Here is a 16522-nt window from a genome sequence, read left to right on the forward strand (position 1 = left end):
ATTCGTCTGCCTGTTTCGATACAAGAACAATGGAGTAGCAAAATGCCCAAGATGAAGACGAAATCCTCCGCGAAAAAGCGGTTCAAGATCACGGCTTCCGGCAAGGTCCTCGCGGCCGCTGCTGGCAAGCGTCACGGCATGATCAAGCGGTCCAACAAGTTCATTCGCGATGCCCGCGGCACGATGGTTCTGGCTGAACCTGACGGCAAGAAGGTCATCAAGAACTACCTGCCGAACGGTCTCTGAGACCCGATCGCTGTTGGACAATTAAGGAGATCATGACATGGCACGCGTAAAACGTGGCGTAACTTCCCGCGCCAAGCACAACAAGGTATTCAAGCAGGCCAAGGGCTTCTACGGCCGCCGCAAGAACACGATCCGCGCAGCGAAGGCTGCCGTTGATCGTTCGAAGCAGTTTGCTTACCGCGACCGCAAGAACAACAAGCGCAACTTCCGCGCTCTGTGGATCCAGCGTATCAACGCTGCTGTCCGCGAACACGGCCTGACCTACGGCCGCTTCATCGACGGCCTGAACAAGGCTGGCATCGAAGTCGACCGCAAGGTTCTGTCCGACATGGCTATCCATGAGACGGCAACCTTTGCAAAGCTGGTCGAAGCTTCCAAGAAGGCACTTGCCTATCTCAAGGACGCCGGCACGGCCAACGAGTTTGAAAGCGCGGTCAAGTAAGCCAGCGCTTCCCGACTGAAATTCAAGTATTGGGAAACCCGCGCTGGTACGGCTGGCGCGGGTTTTTCTTTGACCGTTAGGCTGTGACGGTATCACGGCGCGACACAAAGGGCAGGAAACGGAAATATGTCCGATCTCGACAGTTTGAAGACGCAGCTTCTCGCCGATATTGCCGCCGCCGCGGACGAACAGGCGATCGAGGCGGTACGCGTGGCGGCCATGGGCAAGAAGGGTTCGGTCTCGGAACTCCTGAAGACGCTCGGCACGATGAGCCCGGAAGAGCGCCAGACGCGCGGTGCCGCGATCAACGCCCTGAAGAACGAGATCACCGAGGAAATCACCACCCGCAAGGCAGCGCTGAAGGATGCGGCGATCAACGCCCGCCTGAAGGCCGAGACGCTTGATGTCTCGCTCCCCGTCCGCTCCTCGCCGGCCGAGCGCGGTCGCATCCATCCGATCAGCCAGATCGTCGATGAGATTACCGCGATCTTCGCCGACATGGGCTTCTCGATCGCCGAAGGTCCCGATATCGAGACCGACTATTATAACTTCACGGCTCTGAACTTCCCCGAGGGCCACCCGGCCCGCGAGATGCACGACACCTTCTTCCTCTCACCGGACGAGAATGGTGAGCGCAAGGTGCTGCGCACGCACACCTCGCCGGTTCAGATCCGCACTATGGAGGCCCAGAAGCCGCCGATCCGCATCGTCATTCCGGGCAAGACCTACCGCCAGGACTCGGACGCAACCCATTCGCCGATGTTCCACCAGGTCGAAGGCCTCGTGATCGACAAGACGGCGAATGTCGCCAACATGCGCTGGATTCTGGAAGAATTCTGCAAGGCCTTCTTCGAGGTCGACAGCGTCACCATGCGGTTCCGCCCGTCCTTCTTCCCGTTCACCGAGCCGAGCTTCGAAGTCGACATCCAGTGCGACCGCTCCTCGGGCCCGATCGTAAAATTCGGCGAAGGCAAGGACTGGATGGAGATCCTCGGCTGCGGCATGGTTCACCCGAACGTGCTGCGTGCCGGCGGTCTTGATCCCGACGAATACCAGGGCTTCGCCTGGGGCATGGGCCTCGACCGCATAGCCATGCTGAAATACGGCATGCCGGACCTGCGCGACTTCTTCAACGCCGATGTCCGCTGGATGAGCCATTACGGCTTCCGCCCTCTCGACGTGCCGACGCTGTTTGGTGGTTTGAGCAACTGATCTGCGAATAACTGGCTGCCGTGGCGGCCAGATGGAGGGGGCAGTTGGAGGCTGCCCCATCCTTGTGAATGAAGGCAAATGTGACGTGATTGAACATCTCGACAACATGCGGCCGGTCGATCTGCTTTGCGATGACGACCTGCTGCATGTGGAACTGACGGACGGTCGTATCGTCAGTGTACCGGTCTGGTGGTACCCGCCCCTGCAGGAGGCGATGCCGGTAGAGCGGAACAACGTGGAATTCATGCCGTCGAGCATCCACTGGCTCGACATCGATCTCGATGTGACGGTGGTCAGCATGCTCCTCGGAAGGCAGGCGTCAGGCGCGCGACCGCTAGACGCTTCGGGCAAGATGCAGATGGGAACGAGACAGTAGGATCAGGATCCTTCAGCTTGAAGGATATTGTGCAAGGGGTGAGCTGATGCCGACGGTCCTTCGCAAGTATGGGTTCCGCTTTCATTTCTACTCCGCCGACCGATATGAGCCGCCTCATATTCACGTCGATGGCAATGGAGGTGAAGCGAAGGTCTGGCTGGTTGATCTCAAGGTCGCGGAAGCCGGGGGCTTTAGCCAGAGGGACCTTGCACGTATATTGGAAGTGATCGAGGAACACAGGCAGCAGATGCTGGAGGCATGGAATGACTATTTCGCATGATTCCTATTCCGAGGCGGAGCGCCCGACCGAGGCCTGGTGTGATCTGCATACGGTTCATGTCCGACTCGCGGACGGGAGGCAGGTGTCTACACCGCTGTGGTGGTATCCACGCCTCCTGAACGCAACGCCGGCACAGCGCAACAACGTCCATCTGATGCTCGCGGGTGTGCATTGGCCTGATGTTGATGAGGACTTGTCAATTCGGGGCATGCTGGCGGGCTGGAAGGCCCCGGGCGCGAAAGCGCCGGAGAAGGCGGCCTAATTGACGCGTAAATAGACGGACGCGACCGCGACGGAATAGTGAATTGCGCGACAGGCGCATCAAGGAAGACGAGAAAGTTCGATGAAATTCACACTCTCCTGGCTGAAGGATCACCTGGAAACCGAGGCCTCGCTCGACGAGATCTGCGAGCGGCTGACCGCGATCGGTCTCGAGGTCGAGGATGTCGATGACAAGGCGGCCTATAAGCCCTTCGTCATTGCGAAGATCCTGACGGCGGAAAAGCATCCCGAGGCAGATCGTCTTAAAGTTCTCTCGGTTGATGCCGGTGACGGCAAGCCGGTGCAGATCGTCTGTGGTGCACCAAATGCCCGTGCCGGCATGATTGGTGCACTCGCCCGTCCGGGTACCTATGTGCCGGGCATCGATGTGACGCTTTCGGTCGGCAAGATCCGTGGCGTCGAAAGCCATGGCATGATGTGCTCCGAAAAGGAGCTCAACATTTCCGAGGATCACAACGGCATCATCGATCTGCCCGATGATGCGCCTGTTGGCACCTCCTTCGCATCCTACGCTGGCCTCGACGATCCGGTCATCGAGATCAACCTGACGCCGAACCGTCCGGACTGCACATCGGTCTTCGGCATCGCCCGCGATCTCGCAGCCTCCGGCCTCGGCACGCTGAAGGCTCCGAAGGCACCCGCCTTCAAGGTCGAGGGCGAAACCCCGCATCAGGTCAAGCTCGAGCTTGAAGATCATCTCTGCCCGGGCTTTGCCTATCGCCTCGTGCGCGGCGTGAAGAATGGCCCGAGCCCAAAATGGATGCAGCAGCGTCTGCTCGCGATCGGCCTTCGCCCGATCTCTGCACTGGTTGACGTCACCAACTACATGACCTTCGACCAGGGGCGCCCGATGCATGTCTTCGACGCGGACAAGGTCAAGGGCGCGCTTGTCGTGCGCCGGGCGAAGGAGGGCGAAGAGATACTCGCGCTCGATACCCGCACCTACAAGCTCAACCCGAACAACGTCGTTATCGCTGACGACAATGGTCCGGAATCCATCGGCGGCATCATGGGCGGCGAGCATTCCGGTTGCGATGAGAATACTGTCAACGTGCTGATCGAATCCGCTCTCTGGGATCCCATCAACATCGCCAAGACCGGCCGTGCCCATGGCATCATCACCGATGCACGCTATCGCTTCGAGCGTGGCGTTGACCCCGAATACATGGTCCCGGGTCTAGAGCGCACCACCGAACTAGTTCTCGAAATGTGCGGCGGTGTCGCGGCCGAAAAGAAGGTCGAGGGCTTCAAGGGCCATGAGAAGAAGGTCGTCGATTTCCCCTATGCGGAAGTGAAGCGCCTGACCGGCCTCACCGTCTCAAACGATGAATCGCGCCAGATCCTGTCCGCACTCGGCTTCGAGATCCTCTCGGGCGACGACAAGGCCGCGAAGGTCTCCGTTCCCTCCTGGCGTCCTGATGTCGACGGCAAGGCGGACCTGGTGGAAGAGGTCATGCGCATGTTTGGCGTCGACAACATCAAGCCGGAACCTCTGCCGCCGACCGGTTCGGTCAATGCCAAGATCCTGACCACGCTGCAGATCCGCACACGGTCTGCCCGCCGGGCGCTCGCCGCGCGCGGCATGCTGGAAGCCGTGACCTGGTCCTTCATTTCGGCTGAGCATGCCAAACTCTTCGGCGGCGGCAGCGACAAGCTGAAGCTGGTCAACCCGATTGCATCAGACATGTCGGACATGCGGCCTTCGCTGCTGCCGGGCTTGCTGACGGCGGCCCAGCGCAATGCCGACCGTGGTTTTGGCGATGTGGCGATCTTCGAGGTCTCCGGCACCTATGAGGGCGATACGCCCGACACGCAGCGTCGCGTCGCCGGTGGCGTGCGCCGTGGCACGGCCTCGATTACCGGTGCTGGCCGCATGTGGTCGAACAGTGCCAAGGGCGGTGGCAAGCCGGTCGACGTCTTCGACGCCAAGGCCGATGCGCTCGCCGTGCTCGAAGCCTGCGGCATTCCGATGAGCAATGTGCAGATCGAGCAGGGTGGCCCCGAATGGTACCACCCGGGCCGTTCAGGCACGATCAAGGCCGGCCCCAAGGTCATCCTCGGCACCTTCGGTGAATTCCATCCGAAGACGCTGGAAGCGCTCGACGTTTCCGGCACGCTGTGCGGCTTCGAAATCTATGTCGATGCTCTGCCGGAGCCGAAGAAGAAGGCGACCCGCACGAAGCCGGCGCTAGAACTTTCGGCCTTCCAGATGGTAAAGCGCGACTTTGCCTTCGTCGTCGAAAAGGCAGTTGAAGCAGGCGCGATCATCAAGGCAGCGACAAGCGCCGACCGCAAGCTGATCTCCGGCGTCAATGTCTTCGATATCTTCGAGGGTGCATCCGTCGGCGAGGGCAAGAAGTCGGTGGCGATCGAGGTTCTGATTCAGCCGACCGACAAGACCCTGACCGACGAAGATTTCGATGCGCTGACGAAGAAGATCGTCGGCAATGTCGAGAAGTCGACGGGCGGCACGCTGCGCGCTTGATCTTGTGATGGCGAGCGGACCTGAGCCGCTTGCGATGAGACCAAAGAAAAAGCCCTTTCCTTGCATGTCAGGGAAAGGGCTTTTTGATGTGTACCCGATGGTCATGGACCGTCAGGAAAGTCAGGCTTCGTCATCATGCCTCAGAGGCTGACGCGACGGCCTTCCTTGTCGGCGGACTTGCGGTCGTCGCCGTGCTTGGCAAGGATTGCCTTGGCGTCTTCGACCGAGATGCGATGCTTCTTGGCAAAGGGAATGGGCTCATAGCCCTTGGTGTTGTCGTCTGCCATGCTGGTCTCCAATTCTGGAAATGCGCCGGCAGGATGCCGGAGCCTGGAATGTCGCGGTAAACGGGGAAGAAAAGCTCGCATGTGGCGAGCGGATGCGACGCGTGCGAAGGGCGTCGCTGATAGCTCTTATGTAGGGATAAGAGACCGAAAGCTCAATACTTCTTCTTGCGCAGCGTCTTGTTGCCCTTCGGCCCGGAATAGACGGGCGTCCGGTCGCGGTTTTCCGCCTGCAACTGCCGCCAGCGCTCAAGACGGGTAGGCTCGAGCGTGCCCTCCTTGATCGCCGCTTGTACGGCGCAACCCTTTTCGTGCGAATGGCTGCAATCGCGAAACTTGCAATGCGGCACAAGCTCGGTGATTTCGGCAAACAGCGTGTCGATGCCGTCGGTGATGTCGCTCACATAGAGCGTGCGGATGCCGGGCGTATCGATCACCCAGCCGCCACTTGCGATTGCGTGCAGGGAGCGCGCCGTCGTCGTGTGCCGACCCTTGGCATCATGCTCGCGGATCGCGCCGGTCTTCTGCGCCGTCTCCGCGCCGTGTCCGGCAAGCGTATTCACCAGCGTCGATTTGCCGACGCCCGAAGAACCGACCAGCGCCACCGTTTGGCCTAGACCGCACCAGGGCATCAGGGGATCGATGGCTTCAGGCGAGCGGGCATTGACGATAACGACAGGCAGATCGCGCTGCAGTCCCTTGGCCTCATCGGCATAGACGGAGGCATTGTCGACGGTATCGGCCTTGGTGAGCACGATGACAGGCCGCGTGCCCGCTTCATTGGCCAACACCAGATAGCGTTCCAGCCGGGCGGCGTTGAAATCGGCGTTGCAGGAGGTGACGATGAACAGCGTGTCGACATTGGCGGCGGCAAGCTGCTGGCCGAAGGCGCCTTCGGTTCGCCGCTGCAGCACGGTCTGGCGATCCAGGCGGCGCACCAGCAGACCGGTATAGGGTGCGGCAAGAACCCAGTCGCCCACAGCAAAATCCGCCGTATTGCTGTTGGGCGGAAGTTCGATCTCCACGGGCCCGGTGCTGTCGATCGCCTCCAGGCGGTCGCGATGCACGGAGGAGATCCGGCGCACCAGGAGATCGGCCTCGTCAGCTGTCACCTGCTCAGCGAAGAAGGCGCTGAAGCCGAGCCGCGAGAGCGCGGCGGTATCGTTAAGGCCGGTCAAGGGCGGATCACCGGGGTGAGACGTAAAGCCATGGGCACTTTCAAGCGTTGGGATCAGACGGTGACGCTCATAGCGCAGAATGTTGTCGCTGACGCGGGAAATCGACCGCGCTGTCCGTCGCACCGGCAGGATCCGCAATCAGGCCTTGAGATCCGCCGGCTCGACGGCGGTAACGGGCTGCCGGCGCGGCAGCCGGGCAAACATGACCGCATTGCCGGCAAGCGTCAGTATGAGACCCACCATCGCGAGCGGCGTGAAGTGATAGTCCTCGTAGAGGCTCGACAGCGTCAGCGCGACGACCGGAAAGAGCACCGTGGCATAGGCGGCCTTTTGCGAGCCGATGCGCGAGACCAGCATCAGATAGGTGGTGAAGCCGACGACGGAGCCGATGACGGAGAGATAGACGAGGGCGGCGAGATAGGTCTGGTCCGGCGGCAGCACGATGGGCGTACCGGTGATCCCGATCAGGGCGAGCAATGCGATTGCTCCGTAGCTCATGCCCCAGGCATTGGCGGTGATGGGCGCAATGCCTTCAGCGCTGTTGCGGCGGGACGCCATGTTGCCGAAGGAAAAGAACAGCGTTCCGAGCGCCGAAAGCCCGATGCCCTTCCAGCTGTCCGGATTGACGGCGATGAAGATCTCGGGCCCGAAGAGCAGCGCAAGCCCGGTGGCACCAAGGCCCGCTGCGACCAGCGTGCGCGGCTTGATCTGGTCGCCGAAAAAGATGCGGGCGTTCACCGCATTGTAGACGGTGGCGAGCGAGAAGACGACGGAGATGAGGCCTGAGGGAACATAGCTCGCCGCATAATAGAAGCAGAGGAAGTTGCAGCAGAAGAGCGACAGTGCCTGGACGAGGATGAAGGGCTGCTGCTTGAGCGTCGGCACCTTCAGGCGACCTGTGAGGGCCAGCACGCCCACAAGCACGAGGGCGGCAAGGGCGAAGCGATAGAAGACCGAGACCAGCACGGGCACTGGCCCGATCTGTAGCGCGATCGCAATCCAGGTCGTGCCCCAGATCAGCACGGTCGACGAGAAGAGAAGAAGATTGGTCATGCATGCGCCTCGCTTTCGAGACGCAGGTAACGCCGCTGACGCGGTCCGTTCTTGCATGATCTTGCGGTGAACTGCGCTGAGGCCGATACGCCTATTCGATTGGTGATGGCGCAGCCCGGGAACCGCGCTAGAATGCAAGGCGATCTCTTGAAGGTACTCCATGCTGCACACGGCCACCGTTTTCGGCTCCCTGTCCGCCTCGTCCCGTGCCGAGCGTGGGGAAACACTTGACCTCGGCGAGGGCAGGGCAAGTGCGATCTGGCGCAACAGCCATGATCGCATGCGCTATGAGCGCACCGACGGGCATACCTTCAGCTGCTACCTGCGCGGCGGCGACGGCACGAGAAGGATCGATGCGGGCAGCATCGCCGGCTGGCCGGGCGCGCTCTGCATCATGCCGCAGGGGGCCTCGTCCGAATGGGAGATCACCGACAACTTCGAATTCGTGCACCTCTATGTCGCCGACGACGAGCTACGCCGGCTCTTTTCCGAGACTTTCGACCGCGATGCCCGGCTGATGCTTCTGCCGGAAGCGACCTTTGACGAGGCGCCACGATTGGCAGAGGCGCTGGTGCATCTGGCCACTGCCACGCAGGGCGGCAACCGGCTGCTCGCCGAACAGGCGATCGTCTCGGCCGTCGGGCAGCTCTTTGCTGACCCGCGTTACGGTGGCGAGCGGCGTCCGGTCCTGCGCGGCGGTCTGGCGCCCGTCCTGCGGCGGCGGCTGGTCGAGCATATCGAGGCGAGCCTCGACCACACGATCACGCTCAAGGAACTGGCCAAGCTCGTGGACTTGAGCGAATTCCATCTGCAGCGGATGTTTCGCGCAAGCTGCGGTGTTTCCCCGCATGACTTGATCCTCAACCGCCGCATCGATCGCGCCCGGCGCATGCTCGCCGGCACCGAGCCGATTGCCCAGATCGCCTCAGCCTGCGGTTTCAGCAGCCAGAGCCACCTGACCCGGATGTTCAAGGCCGTGACCGGGACAACGCCGTCTGCCTATCGCCGCGCCGTCAGCGGCTGATCATCCCATCGCCTTCAGCGCACGCTCCAACACCCTGAACGGCCGTGCATCGCCCATATGCGCGACGTTGAAGCGCATGAAACCGTCGGCCGAGAGCGAGGGGCTGAAGACATTGCCGGGCGCCAGCACCACGCCCTGGGGCAGGGCTGCCTGGGCAAGAGCGGTCGAGCTGACACCATCAGGCATGCGGCACCAAAGATAGGGGCCGCCGCGTGGCACGAGCACGGGGTGGATGCCGAGGTCGCCGAGACGGTTGGCGGCCGCGCGCCGTTCCGTGTCAAGGCGGCGATGCAATTGCTCAAGGTGTTTGCGATAGCCGCCGCTTGAAAGCACGCCGTGGATCGCCTCGGTCGCCACCTGGCTCGGTCCACCAAACTGGATGGCGACCTGCAGGTCGGTCAACAGCCGGATGCGCTCGGGATCGGTGGCGATGAAGCCCGTGCGCAGCGAAGCCGAGATGGTCTTGGAAAAGCTGCCGATGCGGATGACACGGGAAAGCCCGTCGAGCGTGGCGAGCGTGATCGCGGGTTCCGGCTCGAAATCACAGAAGATATCGTCTTCGACGACCAGCATGTCCGAACGGGCGATGATGCCGAGCAGCTGGAAGGCGATCTGCGGCGAGAGTGTCGCGCCGGTCGGATTGTGAAGGCCGGAATTGGTGAGATAAAGCCGCGGCGCCTCGCGCGTCACAGTGGCCTCGAAAGCGGCGATGTCTGGGCCGTTTTCCGTATAGGGCACCGGGATCGCGACCGCCTGATGGGCGCGCAGCAAAGTCTGGAAATTGAAATAGCAGGGATCATCGACGATGACCCGGTCGCCGGGGCGAAGTAGCAGCCGGCAGACGAGATCGAGTGCCTGGGTGGCGGAACCGGCAAGCAGCACCTGATCTTCGGACAGCGTGATCGACTGCTGACGCAGCCGCGTCTCGACGAAACGCCTCAGCGCCGCACTGCCGCGAGAGGGACCGTAGTCGGTGGTGAGACTGGTCGCCTGGCGCAGCACGCTTCGCATGCCGGCATGCAGGAGGGCGGTCGGCATCCAGTCCGGTGGCAGCCAGCCGCAGCCGGGCTTGGAGGTGCCGGGATCGGCATCCAGCGCCTGTCGGGCCACCCAGAAAGGGTCCACTTCCATCGCACGCGGCGGCTCCAGTCGCACGAGTGGTGCAGGCGTGCGCCCCGCCTCGGTCACGAAGAAGCCCGAACCGGGGCGCGGGCGGATCAGCCCTTCGGCAGAGAGCCTGTCATAGGCCTCGACGACGGTGGAGGGCGACACCGAAAGCTCGACGGCGAGCCGGCGGATCGATGGCAGCCGGTCATTAGGCACGAGCTGGCCCGCGCCGATGCGCCCGCGAATGTCGGCCATGACCTGCGCCGTCCGCGAGGCTGGCAGCTCCGGTGGTTGAACGCGCTCGTTCATCTGTATGGCCTTTGTCATCAATACAGTTTGGCCAGATTGTATCGCTCCGTCTCTGGCTGCGCCAGCCCCTCCGCGCGATACGGGTCCACAGACAAAGGAGACGAGAATGACGACGTATTGGAAGGCCTGGGCCAGCGGTTTCATCGGCGTGCTGATCTTCAGCGGCTCGCTGCCGGCAACGCGCGTGGGATTGGCCGATTTTGCCCCGCTGTTCCTGACCTCGGCGCGAGCCGTGATCGCGGCGGCACTGGGCGCCGTCCTGCTGATTGCGATGCGGGAGAAACGTCCCCTGCGCAGCGATCTGCTACCGCTGGCGGTCGTAGCGCTCGGCGTCGTGGTCGGCTTTCCCCTGCTGACGGCGCTGGCGCTGAAAAGCATCAACTCGGCCCAGTCGATCGTCTTCGTCGGCTTGCTGCCGCTCTGCACCGCTCTCTTCGGCGTGTTGCGGGCCGGCGAACGCCCCTCCGCGATATTCTGGATGTTCTCCGTAACGGGCGCGGCGCTGGTTGCCGGTTTTGCGCTGTCGACGACGGCGGATATGGCGATCGCGGGTGCCGGGCTGATGATCGCAGCAGTCCTCGCCTGTGGCCTGGGCTATGCTGAAGGCGCCCGTCTGTCGCGTCGGCTGGGCGGTTGGCAGGTGATCAGCTGGGCGCTGGTGCTTTCGCTGCCGGTGATGCTGCCGCTCGCGCTCTGGATCCTGCCGGAGGATCTTGGCGCCGTTTCAACATCCGGCTGGCTGGCTCTCGCTTACGTTTCGCTGTTCAGCATGATGATCGGCTTCATCTTCTGGTATCGCGGCTTGGCGCTGGGCGGCATCGCCTCGGTCGGTCAGCTTCAGCTGCTGCAGCCTTTTATGAGCTTCGTGCTGGCGGCAGGGCTGTTGCATGAAAAGGTAAGCCTTCCCATGCTGGCGACAGCCCTGCTGATCGTTCTCTGCGTGGCGGGAAGCCGGCGCTTTGCCTGAGGCGGACTTACCGGCCTGCCATCTTGGACATGGCTTCGTTGTAGCGCGCGCCGGCCACCTTGTCGGGCGAAACGGCATTCGCCAGCGCAGCAAGATCGTCGCTCGAGAGGGTGATCCCGGTCGCATCGATATTGCTGTCGAGATTGGCGATCTTGGTGGTGCCGGGGATCGGCACGATGAAGTCGCCCTGGGCGAGAACCCAGGCGAGCGCCAGCTGGCCGGGCGACACGCCCTTCTCCGCCGCCATGGTTTCGAGCGCCGTGACCAGCGCCAGATTGGCATCGAAATTCTCCTGATCGAAGCGCGGCAACCCGCGGCGGAAGTCGTCCTTGCCGAGCTTTGAGAGGTCCTTGAGCGCGCCGGTCAGCATGCCGCGGCCGAGCGGCGAGAAGGGCACGAAGCCGATGCCGAGTTCGCGGCAGGTCTCGAGCACGCCGTTGGTTTCCGGATCGCGAGTCCAGAGGGAGTATTCGCTCTGGATGGCGGAGATCGGATGAACGGCATGGGCACGCCGCAGCGTCGCGGCACTTGCCTCCGAGAGGCCGAGGGCCTTCACCTTGCCCTCTTTGACGAGCTCAGCCAAGGCGCCGACGGTCTCTTCGATCGCAATATCTGGATCGACGCGGTGCTGGTAGAAGAGATCGATGACATCGACGCCCAGCCGCTTCAGCGACGCCTCTGCGACGGCCCGAACATGCTCCGGCCGGCTGTCGAGGCCGGAGGGGCGCGCGGCCTTGGCTTCCTCGCCGATGGTGAAGCCGAACTTGGTGGCGATCACCACGTGCTCGCGATGGCGCTTCAGGCCCTTGCCGACCAGCTCCTCATTGGTGAAGGGGCCGTAGACCTCGGCCGTGTCGAAAAAGGTGACACCGCGTTCGACGGCACGGTCGAACAACTTCTGTGCCGCCGTCTCGTCGATATTGGTGCCATAGCCATGGCTCATGCCCATGCAGCCGAGACCGATGTTCGAAGTAGTGAGTGAGCCGAGTGTGCGGGTCTTCATGATGGCCTCCTGTGATATGGGCAAGCGCAGTCTTGCTGCACCGGTGATGGCAAACTAGAGCACACGCTCTCTTCAGAAAATGCATGCAGACCCGATCACCTTGTTCTATCATTTCGAACAATGAATCGAACCCAGCTTTCGCAACTCGCTGTCCTCGCCACCGTCGCCCATCACGGCAGCTTCCGCAAGGCGGCCGCCGAACTCGGCATTGCGCCCTCTGCGGTCAGCCATGCGATCTCGTCCCTGGAGGAGAGCCTGAACCTTCGCCTGATGGCGCGCACGACGCGCAGTGCCGCGCCGACAGCGGAGGGACGCCAGCTTCTGGAGACCCTGCAGCCAGCCCTTGCCGATATAGCTTCTGCCCTCGAGGCACTGTCCGATAACAGCGGTCGGCCGGCGGGCGTGCTGCGCATCACCATGCCGATGCTGGCGGCGCAAAGCCTGATCGCGCCGCGGCTCGGCGCCTTTGCCGCCGCCTATCCGGAGATCGAGCTGGAAATCGTCACCGACGATCGCTTCGAGGACATCGTCGAGAAGGGCTATGACGCTGGCCTACGGCTCGGCGAACATCTCGATGCCGACATGATTGCCGTCAGGATGAGTGGTCCATGGCGTGGTTCCGTCGTCGGTTCGCCGGATTATTTCGCAAGGCATCCGATCCCCGTCGACCCCCGCGACGTGACCGAACACGCCTGTATCCGAAGGCGGTTCCAGAGCGGCACGATCTATCGCTGGGAATTCGAGAAGGGCCGTCGCGCATTGTCGATCAATGTCCGGGGACCCCTGATCCTCTCCGATCAGGGCCTGATGCGGCAGGCCGCTATCGATGGCGCGGGCCTCGCCTATCTCTTCGATACTGGCGTCGAGACCGACATTCGGGAGGGGCGGCTGATCCGCGTTCTCGACGACTGGTGCCCGCCCTTCGACGGCTTCTCGCTCTACTATTCCAGCCGCCGTCAGATGCGCCCGGCGCTTCGCGCCTTCATCGAATTTTTCCGCTGGCGGGGCTGACGGGTATCAGCCGAGCTTCAGCCGGTAGCGCACATGGCCGTCTTCCGGCGCGTAAGTGTAATAGAGCTTGCGCGCCGTGGCGTTGTCCCGGTCGGGATGCCAGTAGAGCCGTGACCAACCCTTTACCTTCGTGATCGCGATCAGATCGTCGATCAGGGCCCGCCCGATGCCTTGGCCGCGATAGGTCGCATCGAGGAAGAGGTCCTCCAGGTAACAATCGGGCGTCTTCACCCAGGTGGAATCATGGAAATGGTGGATGGCAAAACCGGCGAGCGTGCCATCAACCTCCGCCACGCGCATGGTGACCCGCGACGACGGATCGAGAATGCGCGCCCATGTATGGGCCGTGACATCCTCGGCGAGGTCTACCTTGTAGAAGGCGAGATACTGATCCCAGAGACCCCGCCAGGCGGTTTCGTCAGCCGCCGTGGCGTCCCGAATGACGAGAGGGCGGCTCATGCGCTGGCCGCATTGAGCGCGTCGATCTGAGCCTTGGTCAGCTCCAGCTTACCGGCGGCAATCAGGCTGTCGAGCTGGCTGAGGCTGGTGGCCGAGGCGATCGGTGCGGTGATCCCCGGCTGGGCAGCAACCCAGGCGATGGCAACGGTAGCCGGGCTGGTCTCTGTTTCGGCAGCCACCTGATCGAGCGCTCCGAGAATGTGGAAGCCCCGCGTGTTGAGATAGGGCTCCATGTCCTCGCCGCGTGCCTTGCCTTCGGTATCCGCCGCACTGCGATACTTGCCGGTAAGGAAGCCGGAGGCGAGGGCGTAGTACGTGATGACCCCGATCTCTTCGCGCTGGCATAGGTCAGCAAGATCATTTTCGAACTTCGCGCGGGTATAGAGGTTGTATTCCGGCTGGATGACATCGTAGCGCCCGACGCCGGCCTTGGCTGCCGCGTCGAAGGTCGCCTGAAGCTGTTCGGCATCAAGGTTGGAGCAGCCGATCGCGCGCACCTTGCCCTCGTCCTTCAACTTGGCGAAGGCGGCAAGGCTCTCCTCATCATCCGTTTCCGCATCGGGCCAATGGGCGAGATAGAGGTCGATATAGTCGGTCTGCAGACGGCGCAGCGAGTCTTCGACGGCCTCTGCGATGCGGCGTGCGCTGAGGCCACGGCGCTTGCCCCCGAGATCGGCGCCGACCTTGGTGACGATGACGGCATCCTCACGCTTGACGCCACCGCGCTTCAACCAGTTGCCGATGATCGTCTCGCTTTCGCCGCCGACATTGCCGTCCGCCCAGAGCGAATACATGTCCGCCGTGTCGATCGTGTTGAAGCCGGCGTCAAAGAAGCGGTCGAGAACCTCGAACGAGGTCTTCTCGTCGGCGGTCCAGCCGAAGACATTGCCGCCGAGCACGACGGGGGCGATCGAAAGGCCGGTGCGGCCGAGAGCACGTTTCTGCATGGGAAGCCTCGGATAGATGGGGGAAGGAAGGATTGGAGCGACGCTATCAAGCGTAAGTCGACGGCACCATTGAAAAGCATTGATGGGTTCTGAAGCGGGTTTGTCCTGTCGCCCGCGCATGGCCTCGATATGGGTCTCGCATTGCGGCTTTCCAGTGTCGCACGGGCTTTCAGTCTCCAGTCTTGCGAAACGCGCTGGGTGACAGGCCGTGATGCTGGGCAAATACCCGCCGCATATGCCGCGAAGAGGCGAAACCCGCACGATGCGCCAGGCTTTCCATGTCGAGCCTCGATTGCTTGAGAAGCTCTTGTGCGAGCGTTACCCGCATGAGGTTGACGTAATCGACGACCGACTGACCGACATGCTCGCGGAAGAGGCGCGACAGATGCCGTTCGCTCAAATGCGCGATGTCGGCGAGCCCGGGCAGGGACCAGTCCAGCGCCGGATCGGCCATGATTGCGTCCTGTGCCCGGTGAATGGCGGGATGGATATGATTGCGCCCCGAAAGCCAGGGCGACATCTGCGGATCCTGGCCGCTGCGGCGCAGATAGATGACCATCTTGCGGGCGGCAGATAGTGCTGCCTGCGGCGAGGCGAAGCGGCTGACGAGATGCAGCATCAGGTCGATGCCGGTCGAAATCCCTGCGCTCGAGAAGCGGTTGCCATCTTCGACATAGAGCCGGTTTTCCAGCACACTGGCCGTTGGGGCGAGTGAGCGCAGTTCGTCCAGACACTCGGCATGCGTGGTGCACTGATGCCCCTCCATCAGCCCGGCGGCAGCCGCCAGCAGCGCACCGGAGCAGATGGTGACGAGCCGTGTGTCGGGGCGAACCGTGTGGGCCAGCCAGCGCGTGAGTGTCTTCAGTTCGGCGTCCCGCGCAATCTCCTCGATGCCGACGGTGAGACTTCCCGAAATCATCAGGATCGCATTGTCCGGCAGGCTGTCAGGCAGGGACTCCAGTCCCTCCAGCATCAGCCCGATCGAGGTCTGTTGCCGGGGTGCGGCCGAGATGTAGCGATAGTCGAAGCGGACCCGGTCCTGTTCCTGGTTCGCATAACGCAAGACTTCCAGCGGACCGGCAATGTCGATCAGCAGGGTGTCAGGCGGAACGAGGATGAAGACCGGGATCACGTCCATGGCGGTCTATCTCAGGCGGCGGCGGAAAGGGACGCGAGCGCCTGTTCGACCGTTGCGATCCGGGCAAAGCGGCCGGAAAGCACGAGTTCGGTCCTGATGCGGATGTCCTCGGCGGAGAAGACTTTGCCCGAGGCATGCGTCATCGGGAAGGTCAGCGTCGCCTCGGTCACGAAGTCAACCTCGAAGCCTAGATCGGATGCGTGGCGCGTCGTGGTTTCACAGCACTGCTCGGTGCGGATGCCCGAGACGATGACGCGGCGAATGTCGTTTGCGCGCAGCCAGGCGTCAAGCCCGGTGTCGACCAAGGCCGAATGCACACCCTTGTGGAAGGTGACGTCCGGCGCAATCGTGATTTCGTTCAGCGTGCGGACAAGTCCGCTTTCCAGCCGGAAGGCTTCGTCGGTGTCGACGTGGAAGATTTGCACGATCGGCATGCCGGCAGCCTTGGCGCCATCGATCAGCGCCTGCTGGCGGGAAAGATAGGTGGGCAGTTCAGACGCGTCCCAATAGGGTGCCTGGCGAAAGCTTTCCTGAACGTCGACCACGATAAGGGCAGTGTCTTGAGCGGACATGTTCGTCTCCTGTCTTTGCGATGAAGACTAGCATAGATCCCCGGCACACAGTCACCATGCGCCTGCCGGACGAAGAGCGGACATTTTCGGCCAAGCGTGACCTTCTCGGTTCAAGCTCATTGTCTGACAACCCGTTGCGCCCTGCCG

19 protein-coding genes are annotated in these 16522 nt (G+C 62.5%); 10 read left to right on the forward strand and 9 right to left on the reverse strand.

From position 1 onward, the window contains the following. The first annotated feature begins 42 nt into the window (after positions 1–42). The 7 genes from rpmI (at position 43) to pheT (ending at position 5323) form a co-directional block, all read left to right on the forward strand. Positions 43–246 carry a 50S ribosomal protein L35 gene (gene rpmI / locus C0V73_RS14400; RefSeq protein WP_102020677.1) on the forward strand — a complete coding sequence of 68 codons (204 nt, stop codon included), beginning with the start codon at positions 43–45 and terminating at the stop codon, positions 244–246. A 37-nt stretch (positions 247–283) separates the two neighbouring features. Further along, the gene (gene rplT, locus C0V73_RS14405; RefSeq protein WP_102020678.1) at positions 284–688 is read left to right on the forward strand and encodes a 50S ribosomal protein L20; all 405 of its coding nucleotides are present in this window, start codon (positions 284–286) and stop codon (positions 686–688) included. A 126-nt stretch (positions 689–814) separates the two neighbouring features. Then, complete coding sequence (gene pheS, locus C0V73_RS14410; RefSeq protein ID WP_102020679.1) at positions 815–1900, forward strand: phenylalanine--tRNA ligase subunit alpha; 1086 nt, start codon at positions 815–817, stop codon at positions 1898–1900. 85 nt (positions 1901–1985) lie between these two features. Continuing rightward, on the forward strand, positions 1986–2276 hold the full coding sequence (locus C0V73_RS14415) for a DUF2442 domain-containing protein (protein ID WP_102020846.1): 291 nt from the start codon (positions 1986–1988) through the stop codon (positions 2274–2276). A gap of 46 nt (positions 2277–2322) precedes the next feature. Continuing rightward, the gene (locus tag C0V73_RS14420) at positions 2323–2556 is read left to right on the forward strand and encodes a DUF4160 domain-containing protein (RefSeq protein ID WP_102020680.1); all 234 of its coding nucleotides are present in this window, start codon (positions 2323–2325) and stop codon (positions 2554–2556) included. Further along, positions 2540–2818, forward strand: a complete 279-nt coding sequence (locus C0V73_RS14425) for a DUF2442 domain-containing protein (RefSeq protein ID WP_102020681.1) — start codon at positions 2540–2542, stop codon at positions 2816–2818. The genes C0V73_RS14420 and C0V73_RS14425 overlap by 17 nt, the downstream gene beginning before the upstream one ends. Before the next feature lie 81 nt (positions 2819–2899). Continuing rightward, entirely contained in the window at positions 2900–5323 is a 2424-nt protein-coding gene (gene pheT, locus C0V73_RS14430) for a phenylalanine--tRNA ligase subunit beta (RefSeq protein ID WP_102020682.1), read from the forward strand. A gap of 140 nt (positions 5324–5463) precedes the next feature. Here the strand turns inward: pheT and C0V73_RS23110 are convergent, their stop codons facing one another. The 3 genes from C0V73_RS23110 to C0V73_RS14440 all read right to left on the reverse strand — a co-directional run bounded on the left by C0V73_RS23110 (position 5464) and on the right by C0V73_RS14440 (position 7838). Then, positions 5464–5610, reverse strand: coding sequence for a hypothetical protein (locus tag C0V73_RS23110; RefSeq protein WP_166600004.1), 147 nt, complete (start codon positions 5608–5610; stop codon positions 5464–5466). A 152-nt stretch (positions 5611–5762) separates the two neighbouring features. Then, positions 5763–6785 carry a ribosome small subunit-dependent GTPase A gene (rsgA, locus tag C0V73_RS14435; RefSeq protein ID WP_102020847.1) on the reverse strand — a complete coding sequence of 341 codons (1023 nt, stop codon included), beginning with the start codon at positions 6783–6785 and terminating at the stop codon, positions 5763–5765. A gap of 138 nt (positions 6786–6923) precedes the next feature. After that, on the reverse strand, positions 6924–7838 hold the full coding sequence (locus C0V73_RS14440; protein WP_102020683.1) for a DMT family transporter: 915 nt from the start codon (positions 7836–7838) through the stop codon (positions 6924–6926). 280 nt (positions 7839–8118) lie between these two features. Here C0V73_RS14440 and C0V73_RS14445 point away from each other — a divergent pair, with 280 nt between their 5' ends. Then, on the forward strand, positions 8119–8862 hold the full coding sequence (locus C0V73_RS14445) for an AraC family transcriptional regulator (RefSeq protein WP_102020848.1): 744 nt from the start codon (positions 8119–8121) through the stop codon (positions 8860–8862). Here C0V73_RS14445 and C0V73_RS14450 read toward each other — a convergent pair whose 3' ends face one another. Further along, positions 8863–10224, reverse strand: coding sequence for a PLP-dependent aminotransferase family protein (locus C0V73_RS14450; protein ID WP_102020849.1), 1362 nt, complete (start codon positions 10222–10224; stop codon positions 8863–8865). 160 nt (positions 10225–10384) lie between these two features. Here C0V73_RS14450 and C0V73_RS14455 point away from each other — a divergent pair, with 160 nt between their 5' ends. Then, positions 10385–11245, forward strand: a complete 861-nt coding sequence (locus C0V73_RS14455) for a DMT family transporter (protein WP_102020684.1) — start codon at positions 10385–10387, stop codon at positions 11243–11245. 7 nt (positions 11246–11252) lie between these two features. Here the strand turns inward: C0V73_RS14455 and C0V73_RS14460 are convergent, their stop codons facing one another. Beyond that, positions 11253–12248 carry an aldo/keto reductase gene (locus tag C0V73_RS14460; RefSeq protein WP_102020685.1) on the reverse strand — a complete coding sequence of 332 codons (996 nt, stop codon included), beginning with the start codon at positions 12246–12248 and terminating at the stop codon, positions 11253–11255. 120 nt (positions 12249–12368) lie between these two features. Between C0V73_RS14460 and C0V73_RS14465 the strand changes: the two genes are divergently transcribed. Then, complete coding sequence (locus C0V73_RS14465) at positions 12369–13259, forward strand: LysR family transcriptional regulator (protein ID WP_102020686.1); 891 nt, start codon at positions 12369–12371, stop codon at positions 13257–13259. 6 nt (positions 13260–13265) lie between these two features. Here C0V73_RS14465 and C0V73_RS14470 read toward each other — a convergent pair whose 3' ends face one another. From C0V73_RS14470 to C0V73_RS14485, 4 genes are all read right to left on the reverse strand, one after another. Further along, positions 13266–13718, reverse strand: a complete 453-nt coding sequence (locus tag C0V73_RS14470) for a GNAT family N-acetyltransferase (RefSeq protein WP_102020687.1) — start codon at positions 13716–13718, stop codon at positions 13266–13268. Beyond that, the gene (locus C0V73_RS14475; protein ID WP_102020688.1) at positions 13715–14665 is read right to left on the reverse strand and encodes an aldo/keto reductase; all 951 of its coding nucleotides are present in this window, start codon (positions 14663–14665) and stop codon (positions 13715–13717) included. Before C0V73_RS14475 ends, C0V73_RS14470 begins: the two co-directional genes overlap by 4 nt. Before the next feature lie 169 nt (positions 14666–14834). After that, positions 14835–15803 (reverse strand): helix-turn-helix domain-containing protein, encoded by a 969-nt coding sequence (locus tag C0V73_RS14480; RefSeq protein WP_102020689.1) that lies wholly within the window; start codon positions 15801–15803, stop codon positions 14835–14837. Between the two features lie 11 nt (positions 15804–15814). Continuing rightward, the gene (locus C0V73_RS14485; RefSeq protein WP_102020690.1) at positions 15815–16375 is read right to left on the reverse strand and encodes an isochorismatase family protein; all 561 of its coding nucleotides are present in this window, start codon (positions 16373–16375) and stop codon (positions 15815–15817) included. Positions 16376–16522: the final 147 nt, after the last annotated feature.

The organism is Rhizobium sp. TH135 (genome assembly GCF_002855515.1).
Classification (GTDB): domain Bacteria; phylum Pseudomonadota; class Alphaproteobacteria; order Rhizobiales; family Rhizobiaceae; genus Allorhizobium.